Source organism: Gordonia sp. DT219 (assembly GCF_049847065.1).
Classification (GTDB): domain Bacteria; phylum Actinomycetota; class Actinomycetes; order Mycobacteriales; family Mycobacteriaceae; genus Gordonia.
This window is the reverse complement of record NZ_JBNCNR010000034.1, coordinates 18,267-31,259: the sequence shown is the minus strand read 5'-3', so window position 1 is coordinate 31,259 and position 12,993 is coordinate 18,267. Positions and strand designations below refer to the sequence as shown.

Here is a 12,993-nt window from a genome sequence, read left to right as displayed (position 1 = left end):
GGCAGCACCGGTGCCCACGACGTCGTCGAGATCATCACCTGGGATCCCGCCGACGTACTGAAGGATGCCGTCACACGGTCACCGAGCGAATCGCGCCTGCGCCACCTACTCACCACCCGCGGACTCTGACGCTCGCAAAAATTTGCAGCAGATTCGATGAGCCGGCCGCCGCCCACGGTGGGGTGACGCCCACCACATCATCCTTGTACACTGACGCTATTGACACAAAGATGACTATTTGTGTCTACAAGATCGGCGGCAAGTCCGTCGGGCGAATCGGGAGGTACAGACGATGCCGACGACGGCGAAGCGATTACAGAAGGCCCTCGCGGCGGTCACCTCGCACTACCCGCGGCCGGTGACCCCGCTCGCCGATCCGCCCGCCGGCTCCGGACTCAAGCCGGTGTTGGGTGATGACGGAATACCGTTCTTCGGCAACACCTTTGAGGCCCTGTCCGATCCGTTGAAGAGCGCGATGCAACGATTCGAGAGGTACGGGCCGGTGTCCTGGTCGGGATCGCTGAATATGAACATCGTGACCCTCGTCGGGCCGGAGGCCGTCGAGTGCGCGTGGATGAACCGCGACAAGGCGTTCTCCAGCGAACAGGGCTGGGAGCCGATGATCGGCCCGTTCTTCCGGCGCGGGATCATGCTCATGGACTTCGCCGAGCACATGCATCACCGCCGCATCATGCAGCAGGCGTTCTCCCGGCCACGCCTCAACGGCTACCTCGATCTCATGACGCCGCACATCGAGAAGTCGCTCGCCAATTGGGATGTGCGCGCAGGCTTTCCGATGTACACCCAGACAAAGGAACTGTTGCTGTCGCTGGCGTCGGAGGTGTTCGTCGGTTCGACGCTGAACGCCGACGAGAATCATCGCCTCGAGAAGGCCTTCGAAGCCGCCGTCCGTGGCGGGCAGGCGATCATCCGCGCCGACGTCGGCAACTTCACGTGGGCACGCGGCCTGCGTGGACGTGAACTGCTGCAGCAGTATTTCCGCTCGGAGATCCCCGCCCGACGTGCGGGCAGCGGCGACGACCTGTTCTCGGTCCTGTGCCACAGCGTCGACGACGAGGGCAACGCCTTCAGCGACAAGGACGTCGTCAACCACATGATCTTCGTGATGATGGCCGCCCACGACACCTCGACGATCGCACTGTCGATGATGGTGCATCATCTGGGCCGTAATCCCCAATGGCAGCAACGCCTTCGGGATGAGTCCCTCGCCCTGGGCAAGGATACGCTCGACTATGACGACCTGAGCGCGCTGCCCAGCATGGAGCCGGCATTCAAGGAAACCCTGCGCATCAACGCCCCGGTGGGCATGCTCTTCCGAAAGACCGTCGCCGACACCGACATCCTCGGCCACTACGTTCCCGCCGGAACCCTCATCGCAATCCATCCGTGGGCGACGATGTTGCGCGAGGAATGGTGGCCGAACCCGACGACGTGGGACCCCGAGCGCTTCTCCCCCGAGCGACGCGAGGACAAGGTCCACCGCTTCGCGTGGGCGCCGTTCGGTGGCGGCGCCCACAAATGCATCGGCCTGTATTTCGGTGGGATGGAGGTGAAGTCGATCCTGCATCAGATGCTGTTGCGTTTCGAGTGGTCGGTGCCCGCCGACTACACCCTCGACCTCGAATACGGCACCGGCCCCACTCCCGCCGACGGTTTGCCCATCGATATCCGACGGCGGTGACGATCGGCGGCCGCTACTCTCACGCCGCCGGCGGCGTGTGCGTCACCTTCGCGTACCCCTGCGCACCGGCGCGGTCGATGGCTGCCTTCACCACACCGAACACCAAGCCCTGCAAGGCAGCTGCGGCGATCACCTCACCGGTGCTCCGCTCCAGGTTCTCGGCGTCGGGTGGACCCGACTTGTCGGAGATCCGCTTCCATATCTGGTTGAACACCGCGCCCGCGACGACGCCACCGAGAACACTGGTTCCCATCGACAGCGGCTTGTAGATGATCTTCGACGTGGCAGACACTTTTGGCTCCTAACGCCGGCGCCGACGGATGACGATGATGGCCCCCAGCGCCACCACCACTGCCGCCACCGCACCGATGATCGTTGTCTGATTGTCGCGGGCGGTGTCCACGGCCGCGTGCGTGGCGCGATCTTTGGCTGCGCCCACTCGGGCCGGCACGTCGAGGCGGTTGGTGAGTGCGTCGACGGTGTCGGCGAGTTCGGCACGCTGCTCCTCGATGGGAGTGTTCTCCGAGGCCACTTGGCGCACTTCGACATTGGTGGGATCGTTGATCGGATCGGTCATCAGATGTGCTCCTTGATCGTGTTGACGTCACGCTGCACGCTGTCGGTGGCATGCCGGGGCACCGGCGGGATCTGCGCCTTGGCGCGCTGGGCGCCGATGGCTGCGGCGCCACCGCCGACCACCAGCAGGATCGCGCCGACGATCACGGCCGCCAGCCACACCGAGACCACATTGGCCAGTCCGGCGATCGCCGCGGCGGTCAGCGCGCCCAGGCCGAAAAGGGTGAGCAGCAGCCCGACTCCGGAGACACCGATGCCGATTCCCGCGCGGGTGCCCTTGGTCTTGACCTCGTCGACGGCGTCACGGATTTCGGTTCGCACCAGTGTGACCGTCTGCTGCTGAAGCCTTTCGACGAGTTCGACGGTGGAGAGATCGTGGGGTGTTTGTGATGTCATGTCATTCGACCTCCTGCAACGATGTTCTCGGAATTCGGATCGTCGTCACCCGGTCGCGGCCGGGTTCTGAGGTCGCGGGTTCCCCGGATCGATCAGTTCAAACCCTGATCACTTTCGACCCGGCAGCGTCACTCGTCGCTCTTGCTCGGCAGCTTCCACCCGAAGGTCGCGGTGGGCGGGGCGTTCTTCGCATACAGACGCGCCGGCCGGCCACCGGCCACCCGCGTCACCGGCTGCCCGGAGCGGTCGGTCTGGGCCGCCAGCAGTGGCTGCACCCGGCGGTTGAACGAATCCCGCATCAGCCGGCGTCCGAGGATCGCCTCGTGCAGTTCCCGCAGTTCGGTGAGGGTGTACGGGGTCGGCAGCAGATTGTCGGGGTCGGGGCGGTCCTCGTAGCGTCGCCGAAGACTGTCGGTGGCGGCTGCGATGATCCGATCATGGTCGTAGAGCAGCGGTTCCCCTGACGCCAGTGCCCCCGAGGCGGTCACCGGAGCCGGCTCCCCGACCACGTCCGTCAGCGCCGCCGCCGGCAGTGCGACGGCATGCGCGATCGAGACCGTCCACCCGCGTCGGTCCCGGTCCGGATCATCGAACACCTGCAACAGGTGCGGGTGGACGTGATCGGGCGAGAGCCCCAGCTTGAGTTCGAGAACCTCACGCACGGTGTCGGCGACGCGTCGTCGTTCCCGGATGAAGCGGCCCGGCAGCATCGCCGTCCCGTCGTCGTCGCGCTGGATGACCACGCACAACTCGGCGTCGACGACGCTGAGCACCGCGATGTCGACGGCCACGCTGGGTCGCGGATAGTCGGTCAGTCGACTGATGTGTTCGGCGGCCACGACCACAGGCTATGCGAGTGTCTGCGCAAAGTAGTAATCTCATGAACGCGCAAAGTCGCCTCGGTCGGATGCCGGGGCGGAGAGAAGGAGCGAAACAATGAAGTTCTCTGCCGCCCTCGACGTCGACGTCGTGGCCCTCGAGGCCGCCGACGAGGTCACCGTCATGCTGGAGCTGCAGGCTCCGGCCACCGCACCGGCAGATTCCGAGCGCCCGGCGTCCGCACTGCAGGTCGTGCTCGACCGCAGCGGATCGATGAGCGGCCCCCCGTTGGCCGGCGCCCAGCGGGCACTGGCGGCCATCGTCGCCCAGCTCGACCCGACGGACGTGTTCGGCGTCGTCGCCTTCGACGATTCCGCGACGGTCGTCGCACCCGCCGGTCCCCTCACCGACAAGCAACGCACCGTCGCGGCCATCGATGCGGTCATGCCCGGCGGATGCACCGATCTGTCGTCGGGATATCTGCGGGGCCTGCAGGAGTTGCGGCGCGCCACCGCCGACGCCGGCACCCGCGGCGGCACCGTGCTCGTCATCAGCGACGGACACATCAACAGCGGCATCCGCGACCACGACGAGTTCGCGAGCATCGCCGCCAAGGCCGCCGCCGACGGCATCGTCACCTCCACCCTGGGCTACGGCCGCGGCTATGACGAATCGCTGCTCGAGGCGATCACCCGTGCCGGCAACGGCAACCACAGCTTTGCCGACGACCCCGACGCGGCCGGCGCCGCGATCGGTGCCGAAGTCGCGGGGCTGCTGTCGAAGTCGGCGCAGGCGGTGACGCTGACCGTGCGCTACGTCGAGCAGGTCGGCGAGCTCTCGCTGTACAACGACCTGCCCGCCCACCAGACCGCCAACGGCGAGGTGATGATCGAGCTGGGCGACCTATACGCCGACGAACAGCGAAAGCTGCTGCTACGCATGTCCGTCGACGGGCTCGCGGCACTCGGCCTCAACCAGCTCGCGACCCTGGAGTTGCGCTACGTGGAGACCGCGACCCTCACCGAACACACGGTGACGCTGCCGATCTCGGTCAACGTGGTGCCCGGCGACGAACTCGGCGACCGCATCCCGGACCCGGTGGTCCGGTCGGAGCGGCTGTATCAGGAAGGCCAGCAAGCCAAACTCGAGGCGTCGCGCGCCTACGAGTCCGGCGATCTGGCCGCCGGCGCCGCACACCTGGCACGGTCCCGGGCCAGCTACGTCGATGCGATGTCGGCCGCACCCGCGGCGGCTGCGGAAGACTTGGCCGCCGAGATCGCCCTCGTCGACGAATTGGGCAGCGACGCCACCGTTCTCGGCGCCGGCTACGTGTCCAAGCGTTCACGCGACTCCTACCACGAAGGCAACCGCAAACGCGGTCGGCGGGGCTAGCCCCGTCCGCGCTGCCCAAACCCCTTCGCACCGAACAGAAAGCAGTCCCACCTGTGCCCTCACCCACCATCCCCGACCGCACATTCGGCGCCCTCCTCGGTACCGCCGTCGGCGACGCCCTCGGTGTCCCTTATGAATTCGCCCGACGCCTCGGCCCGGCCGAGATACCGGAGATGGTCGGCGGCGGCCTGGGCAGCTACCAACCCGGCGAGTGGAGCGACGACACCACCATGGCCGTCGCCATCGCGCAGGCCGTTGCCGACGGTCACGACCTCACCTCCGACGCCGGGCTCGACGCCGTCGCCCGCGGATTCCTGCGCTGGTACACCGACTTCGACGGCATCCCACCCGACATCGGCAACCAGACCCGTGCGGTGCTCGCCGCCACTTCGCGGCGACTCGACGCCGACCCGGATGCCTCCGTCGGCACTGTCATGCGTGAGGAGGCACTCGTCTACGCCGCCGAGAATCGGCGATCGGCGGGCAACGGCGCGTTGATGCGCACCGCGCCGGTCGCCGTGGCGCACCTGGATTCTCGGGATGTGCTGGCCGACGCCGCACGCGCCGTCGCGGGACTCACCCACGCCGACGCACTCGCCGGTGATTCGTGCGTGGTGTGGTGTGAGGCGATCCGGGTCGCGATCACCGACGAGCGGCTCGACGTCCGCGCGGGTCTCGATCTGCTACCGGCCGCGCGGCGCGATCAGTGGTCGGCCTGGCTCGACGACGCCGCCACTCAAGACCCGGGGTGCTTCTCCGCCAACGGTTTCACCGTCACCGCCCTGCAGGCGGCTACCGCCGCGGTGCTGCAGACACCGATCGGCGACGACCCGTCGGCACACCTCGAGCAGGCGCTGTATGCCGCCATCCGGATCGGGCACGACGCCGACACGATCGCCGCGATCGCCGGCGGGCTGCTCGGCGCGCGGTGGGGTGCGAGGGCGATCGCCGACGAATACCGCGATGCGGTGCACGGCTGGCCCTTCGTCGACGGCCGCGCCACCGATGCCGACGATCTACGGCGAATGGTCGACGCCGTCCGCTGATCCGGTACGGCTATCCGGCGACCACCGGCAACGTCACCGTCTGCCCGGCCCCGGCACTGATCGCCACCGGCAGGGCCGACTGGCCGCCGCGATAGTTGGTGGAGCCACCGGAGATCACCAGCCGCAGCCGGTGTCCCGGGTCGAAGCGGTGCGCGAAGGCGGGCATGGTCACGGTGAACGGCTTGGTCGGGTCGGCGATCCGGGCCGGCGCGACGAGGTTGCCGACGGTGGTCGCGTGACCGGACGCATCGACGTCCTCTACGCGGTAGAACAGCACCAATTGTTGCACCGCAGGCACATTCGCGCCAACTGTGGTCCGCACTCGTAAGGTCACCTTCGGTGAGCCGACCACGTCGAGCGATGAGGTCAGTGCCGGACTGCTCCACTGCGCGAAGGTGCCGGGAATGTCGTTCTCCGGCACATTGATCAGGCCGAGCGCGTCGGGCGCGTCATGGTTGGTCGGCAATCCGAACGGTGGCGTCGTGAACCGTGCCAGGCCGGCTTGCACCGGTCCGCCGGGTGCGGCCAGGCCGTCGTTGCCGGAGAGCCGGTACGTGCTCGGCGTTCCGACGTCGACGGTGTCGGCAGATGCGTAGGCGGGTGCCGCGTTGCCCGAATATCCAACCCAGGAACGGTAATAGGAGAATTGCGGACCGGTCGAAGCCGATGACCCCAGCAGGTAGTGGTCCATCCAGCCCGCGATCCGCCCCGCGGTGTACTGGGTGGTCGCGTTCGGCGCCTTCTCCACGTAGTCGCCGGGTTCCGGCAACGCCGAATGACCGCCCGACATCCAGATCATCTTGGTGTCAATACCATTGGCCTGCAGGCCACGATAGGTGGCGAGCGCCTCGTTGATGTTGAACAGGGTGTCGGTCTGGCCCTGGATGAGCAGGGTGGGAATTCGGATTCGGTTGAGATAGCTCGCAACCGACCCGGCCCGCAGCCGTGCGCGCACCGACTCGTCCATGACACCGGTGGTGACGGCTTGCGCCAAGGCGGTGCAGATCTGTGGCGGATAGTTCGGGCAGCCGGTCAGGCGCATCGGGTCGACGTCAGCATTCGTGACGCCGGACATGATGCCCGCCAGCGCCAGCGAAGAGTCCCAGTTGATCTTGGGCGCACCCGGGTTGTGCGTCGAGACGCCGGTGGTCTGCCCGGTGTTGTTGGGCGACAAAGAATATGAGAGGTCATTCCACGTCACCATCGGGGCGATGGCGTCGATGCGTGGATCGGTGGCCGCGGCGGCGAACTGGATCTGGCCGCCGTAGGAGCCGCCCACCATGCCGACCCGCGGGTCGTGTGCGTGCGGCCGTCCGTCATGCGCGCTCGAGTCCTTGGTGACCACGTTCAGCACCGGCGCCGGCCGGGTGTGGGCGGCATCGAGATACGCCGCGCCCGCAGCTCCGCCGAGATAGTCGACGAGTCGCGACGCCGCGCGGCCGTCCGGATTGGGGGTGTCGAAGCTGATGCGGCACCCGGAACCGCCGAAGCCGAGCCCGGAGTACGCCAGGACGACGTAGCCGCGCTGGGTGAACATGTCGGCCACCGGTTTCAGGTCATCTTTGGAACCGCCGAAGCCGTTGGTGGTGAGGATCGCGGGCGCGGTGTTCGACGCGCTCAGCCCGTTGGGGACATACGCATCGGCAACGACGTCGCAGGGCTGACCGTCCTGGCCCGTGACCGCGAAATGCAGCGTTGTCGTCGAATACGCCGGCGGGGCTGCGGCCGCAGGAACCGCAAGTCCTCCGAGTAGGCCCGCGGACAGTCCCGCCACGACCGCCACTCGCTTCAACACCCGTCCGCGCATGCCTACCTCCGGTTTGTTCGCCTGCGCAGACCTTACTCACCCTGTGGCGTGGCTCACCGGCGGGTACCTGGTGAGACGCACAACGGCTCGTTCCACCAAGGTTTGTCTTTAACTACTCTGGCCTGATTCCCCTGGGCTCACAGGGCCAGCGGGACACGAGTACCGTCGGCCTTCCGCACCACCACCTCCAGTTCTCCCCCGGTAGCCTCGACGTACTTTCGCAACGTCTCGACACGTGCGGTCACGATCTGTCCGTGCTCCATCTGCGAGATCCGGTTCTGGCCCACCCCGATCAGGTCCGCCAGATGGCCTTGCGTGTACCCAGCCTCCTCCCGCAACTGCCGCAGCCGGTAGACCTGCGCGTCGTGTTCCATCTCGGCGCGCACCGTATCGACCCGCTCCCGATTGCCCGGACGTCGAGTCCGCAATTCGTCCAAATTCGTCATCGTCATTTCCGTCTCTTCTTGGCTGTTGGCCTATTTCCTACTGCTCGTAGCTGTTCACGCTGCGCTATCACTTATAACTGATACTGGGAGCTAGCACGGACGCTTTGCCCGCCCGGTACCGACTGCGACGCGCAATGCACGACGCGCTGAAGGCCAGGCGCGCAGAATCGACGCGATCTTCCTGCCGCGAAGTGACCTCGCGCTAATCGTCGATCTCCACACCATGCCGGACGGCGAAGCCGGCGAGGTCGTCGTCGTAGCCCTGCCCGACGATCCGTAGGCGCCACCGTCGGTTCCGTCGGTAGATCTCGGCGATGATCATGGACCGTTCGGTGGTGGCGGCGTCGCACACCGCGGTCGCGATGGTCGTCTCGGTGGTGTCCACCCCGACCGACAAGGCGCCGATGTCGCCGAAGGTCCGGCCTTCGACGGCCGCACCCACCATGATGCGAGCGACCTCGGCGGGTACCGCACGCAGGTCGACGGCGATGCCCTGCTCCCGGTCGCCGTCGATGCTCAGTGTCACCGCGCCGTCGGGGCTGACCGGCTGGTTGAAGAAGACGAATTCGTCGTCGGAGAGCACACGTTCGTCCTCGCCGAGCTCGAACGCCAACACGTCGACGTCACCGACCTGTGCCGGGGCTGCACTCCACGCCACGTTGATCGTGAACTGGGTCAGTTCGGCGGGCAGGTCGATCACCGCACCGGGAGTCATCATGATCGGGGTCCATTCCGGTCGTGTGGCGGCAACGTCGGCCGAGGCGCTGTCGACGTCGGCCGGGTCGAGGTCGCCCGGTGTTCCCAGTGCCGCGTCGACGTGATGCATTCCGAGAACTGTCAGGCCCCGCGACCGTATCTTGGGCATCCGCGGATCGCCGACGCCCCCGTCGAGAACCAACACGTCGGTGACTCCCGCGGTGAGGTTGATCGCCGGGCTGGCACCCAATTGCGTTATGCGCGAACGCATCACCGTCGCCTCGACGTGGCTGCCGCCGAGCACGAGGACGCGCCGCCCGGCCCACGGACCGGCCGGACGACTCGGCGTACTCGGCTTCGGTGTCCCCTGTGGCGACTGTTGAGCCGGCTCGGGCTCGATGACGGTGACGACCTCGATGGACTCCGGGGCCGACTTCACCACGCCGGCGATCACCCGGGCGGCCAGCCGCAGGACCGTACCCTCGTCGACTACCGGGATTCCGGTGTCCTTGGCGTACTCGAGCTTCCGCGAACTTGCGGCGCCCGGATTGGCCACCAGCAGCCCCGTCTTGCCGCTGACACTGTTCATGACGTCGAGCCCGGCGTCGGTGAGGCGACGGGCGAGGTCGGCCCGTGCCAGTACGGTCGGGCCGGTGATAGCGATCTTGGTGCCCTGGACGAGACCGACGGATGCGTCGTACCGACCCGGGTTGCGCCAGGGGCACGGCACCCTCGTGACCGGACCGGGGTATGCGCGTGAGGTGGCCGAGCAGGCGACCACCGGTAGTCCGAGTCCGAGTGCGCCGGCAAGATCCACACTGCGTCGGAACACCTCCATGAGGGTGCGCGCGTCGTCGCGGGCATCGTGCGCGGCCGCCTGGGGAATGCCCCAGTAGCGGGCCAGCGTCCCGAGTTTGACGTTGGGCACATCGAGTTGGAGTCGGCGCGCGAGGGTGACCGTGCACAGTCGATGGGTGATCGGCAGCGTCGTCCCGAGACGTCGGGCCTCCTCGACGAGAAATCCGTGGTCGAAGGTGGCGTTGTGCGCGACGAGGGTGCGGCCAGCCAGCATCCGCTCGAGATGCGGGACTGTCGAATCGAAGGTCGGTGCGCCACGCAGCCGTTCGGGTGTGAGGTGATGGATGTGCACCGGTCCCGGGTCGCAGCCAGGGTTGAGCAGCGTCGCGTACTCGCCGTCGACGCGTCCCGCCGGATCGAGAGTGATTGCCGCCAGGCTCAATACACGGTCGCGCCGAGCGCTGGTGCCCGACGTCTCGACGTCGACCAGCGCCCAGCCTCCCGCAGGTATCCCGTTCTCGCGTGCCATGTGGGTGCCCTCCTCTGCCCGGCGCGAAGCCTCTCGCGGATTGTGCCCGACGCCTCCGACAATTTCGGACACAACCCTGTCATCCGACCAGAGGGTTCTGCGGATACTGCGCTCGGCGCGCGGATTACCGGCGTGGGCCGCTCACTCCGCGTCGGTGCCGGGGTCGGCCAGGGTCTGTTCGACGAGGATGTCGGCGTGCCCGGTGTGGCGGGCGAGTTCTTCGACCATGTGCTGCAACACAAATCGCACGCTGACGGGCTCGTCATGCGAATTGGTGAGGACCGCATCGAGTGCGAGATCCGCCGCGATGGCCCGCGATTGCGCAGCGGTAGAGCGAAATTCGGCGACGACGTCGTCGAGGGACTCATCGTCGCCGACGGCGAAGCTCCCTTTGCCCGGGGAGGCGGGGCCGTCGCAGGCGTGCTCGTCCCGGCCGGCCAGGAAGCGCTGGAACCAGAATCGTTCGGCCGCGGCCGCGTGTTTGACGAGCCCGATCGGGGTGGTGGCCGACGGGACGAGGCGGCGTCGGGACTGGCTGTCGGTGAGCCGGGTGACCGAGGTGATCAGCGCTTCGCGGTTGCGGTCGAGCGCATCGTCGAGAATGTCGCGCTCCGACCCGTGAATGACTCTCGACATCCGATCCCCTCCCTGTCACGACGCCCCCGCACCGCCGCTCAGCCGTGGTAGGTGGTGTCGATCGTCAGTGTCTGTCCGCCGAGATAGGCGGCATGCGGTTTGACGGCAACATCGTAGACGCCCGGGGCGCCCGGCGAGACGACGTCGGCGCCCGGCAGACCGAAGGTGCCCGGTCCGGCGAAGTGGCGGCTGAAGGTGGTGGTGTGGCCGTCGGCACGGCTGGTGAACACGAAGTCGACGTCGAGTGTGCAGGGTGCGGCGCCGGACAGCGTTCCGCCGGCGATCAGGTCGGCCTCGTCCGGATAGTGGTCGACGGAAGCGGTCAGGGTTCCCGCGCAGGCGCCGGTGGACGACAGCGTGTACAGCGTCGTGCTGGTGACGCCGTCTTGCGCTGCGGCCGTACCTGTTCCGAGCGTCGCGGTAAGTGTCGCGGCTGCTGCGAGCGTGCCGCCGACGACCCAGCTCGTGGCCTTGCGTCGTGAGGGTGTGGTCATCATGGAACTCTCCTCCGTCTCAAAGGTTGTGCTGTACGGAGGACGTCGTTCCCGATCCGGCAATCGTTACCCGAGCGAATAACATTTTGGTCACCGTACCGGGCTGTCTGGCAGTGCTGTCCACCGTGGACGGGGCCGGAGGCGCTCGATCCGTATGACATTGCGCCCGGATTCCGGGCGTAACGTCATACGGATTCCGGCTAGGTGACGCCTCCGCACGCGGCAACGGCGCCCTCACCCGACTTCGTGTCTGTGGCAATCACTTTGCTGCCCTCTCTGATGGTGCAGGTGATGCTTCCCGAGTCGTCGACACCGTTGCTGGCAGCAAGACTCACCGGTTTGAGCGAACCGGTGATCGTGACGTTCGTCGTCCAGGGGATCGACTGACTGTCCGCCCGCGACAACGTTCCGTCCGCGGTCATGTACGCGATGAAGGCGCTCGACCCGTCCCCCTTGACCTCGTAGGTCACCGTCACCGGCCCGCTGACTTTGTTCTCGACGTCCTTGCCGACCCCGACGAGCGCGACGACGGCCACCACGACAACGATGATGAGCAGGATGATCCCGCCGCCCAGAATCCACGGCCAGACGGGACGCTTCTTCGGGGGCGGAAAGCCCGGGCCCTGGCCAGGTTGCGGAAACCCGGGCTGCTGGCCGGGCTGCGGAAACCCCGGCTGCGGATACCCCGGCTGCTGGTAGCCCGGCTGCTGTTGGCCGGGCTGGGGGTATCCCTGTTGCGGGTAGCCCTGCTCCGGAGAGCCCTGTTGCGGGTATCCCTGTTGCGGATAGCCCTGCTCCGGGTAGCCGGGTTGCGGGTATTCGGGCTGCTGATAGCCCGGTGGCTGGGAGTACCCGGGTTGCTGCACCGGCTGACCCAGTTGGGTCGGCTGATCGAACTGTGACGGGCCCTGATTCGGGTCGTTCCACGGATTCTGCGGGCCGGACATGACGTTCCCCTTCGCCTTCGATGAGCGGTGACGCCGCCGATCGACACGTCGTCGCCACACCGAGTTCACTGCCTGGACCGCGCGGCCTCAGCATGCTGCGAACAGACTAGACCAGCGGTCGGCGTCGTCGGAGGCGCATGTACTTCAGCTGATCGACGGTCACGCACGGGCCGTCGCGCCCACGACGCCCGTCATCTCGCACGCTTCCATCGCCGCGGTCTGTCGGTGACACCTGTGAACATCGAGGCATGAAAGACGACCGGCAGAAACACAATTCCATAGTCATGACCAGCAGGCAGGACGACGACGACGGCACGATGCTGCGCACCGTGACGCTCACCGAGGACGGTCAACTCCGGATCGAGGGCCACGATCGCGGCGCCGGTGTCGAAAAGTTCTTCCACCACAGCGAGTACGAGTACGAACGCAGGCTGTCGGCCGACGACGTCGCCCGCCTGCGAGAGCTACTCCGTCTTGCCGACGAAGATGATCTCCTTGCCGCCATCTCGGCACGGTTCGACAGCAACCACGCCCTCGAGCAATTCCTCATCGACAACGGCATCGAGGGCTCGTTTTGGAGCCGGATCGGCGGCTGACATCACTGATGTGCGCTCCGCGGGTCGCGGGAGGCCGCTAGAAGCGGGGGGGGGGGGGGGGGGGGGGGGGGGGGGCGCGGCCCCCCCGCGGGGCGCGCCTCAGCCCCCACCGC

At 67.3% G+C, this 12,993-nt stretch carries 14 protein-coding genes; 4 read left to right on the top strand and 10 right to left on the bottom strand.

Annotated features, from left to right (window positions below):
- The first annotated feature begins 292 nt into the window (after nucleotides 1-292).
- Nucleotides 293-1,702, top strand: coding sequence for a cytochrome P450 (locus ACPXB3_RS21180; protein WP_425729476.1), 1,410 nt, complete (start codon nucleotides 293-295; stop codon nucleotides 1,700-1,702).
- A gap of 19 nt (nucleotides 1,703-1,721) precedes the next feature.
- On the opposite strand, the gene ACPXB3_RS21175 is transcribed toward ACPXB3_RS21180, so the two are convergent.
- The 4 genes from ACPXB3_RS21175 to ACPXB3_RS21160 form a co-directional block, all read right to left on the bottom strand.
- Nucleotides 1,722-1,994, bottom strand: coding sequence for a DUF4235 domain-containing protein (locus ACPXB3_RS21175; RefSeq protein WP_425706874.1), 273 nt, complete (start codon nucleotides 1,992-1,994; stop codon nucleotides 1,722-1,724).
- Between the two features lie 9 nt (nucleotides 1,995-2,003).
- A complete protein-coding gene (locus ACPXB3_RS21170) occupies nucleotides 2,004-2,279 on the bottom strand; it encodes a DUF3618 domain-containing protein (protein ID WP_425706873.1) in 276 nt (91 codons plus the stop codon).
- Complete coding sequence (locus tag ACPXB3_RS21165) at nucleotides 2,279-2,674, bottom strand: phage holin family protein (RefSeq protein ID WP_425706872.1); 396 nt, start codon at nucleotides 2,672-2,674, stop codon at nucleotides 2,279-2,281. The genes ACPXB3_RS21170 and ACPXB3_RS21165 overlap by 1 nt, the downstream gene beginning before the upstream one ends.
- A 128-nt stretch (nucleotides 2,675-2,802) precedes the next feature.
- Nucleotides 2,803-3,513: an NrtR DNA-binding winged helix domain-containing protein gene (locus tag ACPXB3_RS21160; protein WP_425706871.1), complete on the bottom strand. Its 711-nt coding sequence runs from the start codon at nucleotides 3,511-3,513 to the stop codon at nucleotides 2,803-2,805.
- A 97-nt stretch (nucleotides 3,514-3,610) separates the two neighbouring features.
- Here ACPXB3_RS21160 and ACPXB3_RS21155 point away from each other — a divergent pair, with 97 nt between their 5' ends.
- Entirely contained in the window at nucleotides 3,611-4,885 is a 1,275-nt protein-coding gene (locus ACPXB3_RS21155) for a vWA domain-containing protein (protein ID WP_425729474.1), read from the top strand.
- 53 nt (nucleotides 4,886-4,938) lie between these two features.
- Nucleotides 4,939-5,931, top strand: coding sequence for an ADP-ribosylglycohydrolase family protein (locus ACPXB3_RS21150; protein ID WP_425729473.1), 993 nt, complete (start codon nucleotides 4,939-4,941; stop codon nucleotides 5,929-5,931).
- Between the two features lie 10 nt (nucleotides 5,932-5,941).
- Here ACPXB3_RS21150 and ACPXB3_RS21145 read toward each other — a convergent pair whose 3' ends face one another.
- The 6 genes from ACPXB3_RS21145 to ACPXB3_RS21120 all read right to left on the bottom strand — a co-directional run bounded on the left by ACPXB3_RS21145 (nucleotide 5,942) and on the right by ACPXB3_RS21120 (nucleotide 12,284).
- Complete coding sequence (locus ACPXB3_RS21145) at nucleotides 5,942-7,738, bottom strand: CocE/NonD family hydrolase (RefSeq protein ID WP_425729471.1); 1,797 nt, start codon at nucleotides 7,736-7,738, stop codon at nucleotides 5,942-5,944.
- A gap of 137 nt (nucleotides 7,739-7,875) precedes the next feature.
- On the bottom strand, nucleotides 7,876-8,184 hold the full coding sequence (locus ACPXB3_RS21140) for a helix-turn-helix domain-containing protein (protein ID WP_425706867.1): 309 nt from the start codon (nucleotides 8,182-8,184) through the stop codon (nucleotides 7,876-7,878).
- Nucleotides 8,185-8,386: 202 nt separating this feature from the next.
- Nucleotides 8,387-10,207 carry a TerD family protein gene (locus tag ACPXB3_RS21135; RefSeq protein WP_425729469.1) on the bottom strand — a complete coding sequence of 607 codons (1,821 nt, stop codon included), beginning with the start codon at nucleotides 10,205-10,207 and terminating at the stop codon, nucleotides 8,387-8,389.
- Nucleotides 10,208-10,348: 141 nt separating this feature from the next.
- Nucleotides 10,349-10,843 carry a DinB family protein gene (locus ACPXB3_RS21130; protein WP_425729467.1) on the bottom strand — a complete coding sequence of 165 codons (495 nt, stop codon included), beginning with the start codon at nucleotides 10,841-10,843 and terminating at the stop codon, nucleotides 10,349-10,351.
- A 38-nt stretch (nucleotides 10,844-10,881) separates the two neighbouring features.
- Nucleotides 10,882-11,340: a hypothetical protein gene (locus ACPXB3_RS21125; protein ID WP_425729465.1), complete on the bottom strand. Its 459-nt coding sequence runs from the start codon at nucleotides 11,338-11,340 to the stop codon at nucleotides 10,882-10,884.
- A 197-nt stretch (nucleotides 11,341-11,537) separates the two neighbouring features.
- The gene (locus tag ACPXB3_RS21120; RefSeq protein WP_425729463.1) at nucleotides 11,538-12,284 is read right to left on the bottom strand and encodes an MmpS family transport accessory protein; all 747 of its coding nucleotides are present in this window, start codon (nucleotides 12,282-12,284) and stop codon (nucleotides 11,538-11,540) included.
- Between the two features lie 284 nt (nucleotides 12,285-12,568).
- Here ACPXB3_RS21120 and ACPXB3_RS21115 point away from each other — a divergent pair, with 284 nt between their 5' ends.
- Complete coding sequence (locus tag ACPXB3_RS21115) at nucleotides 12,569-12,880, top strand: hypothetical protein (RefSeq protein ID WP_425729461.1); 312 nt, start codon at nucleotides 12,569-12,571, stop codon at nucleotides 12,878-12,880.
- The last annotated feature ends 113 nt before the right edge of the window (nucleotides 12,881-12,993 follow it).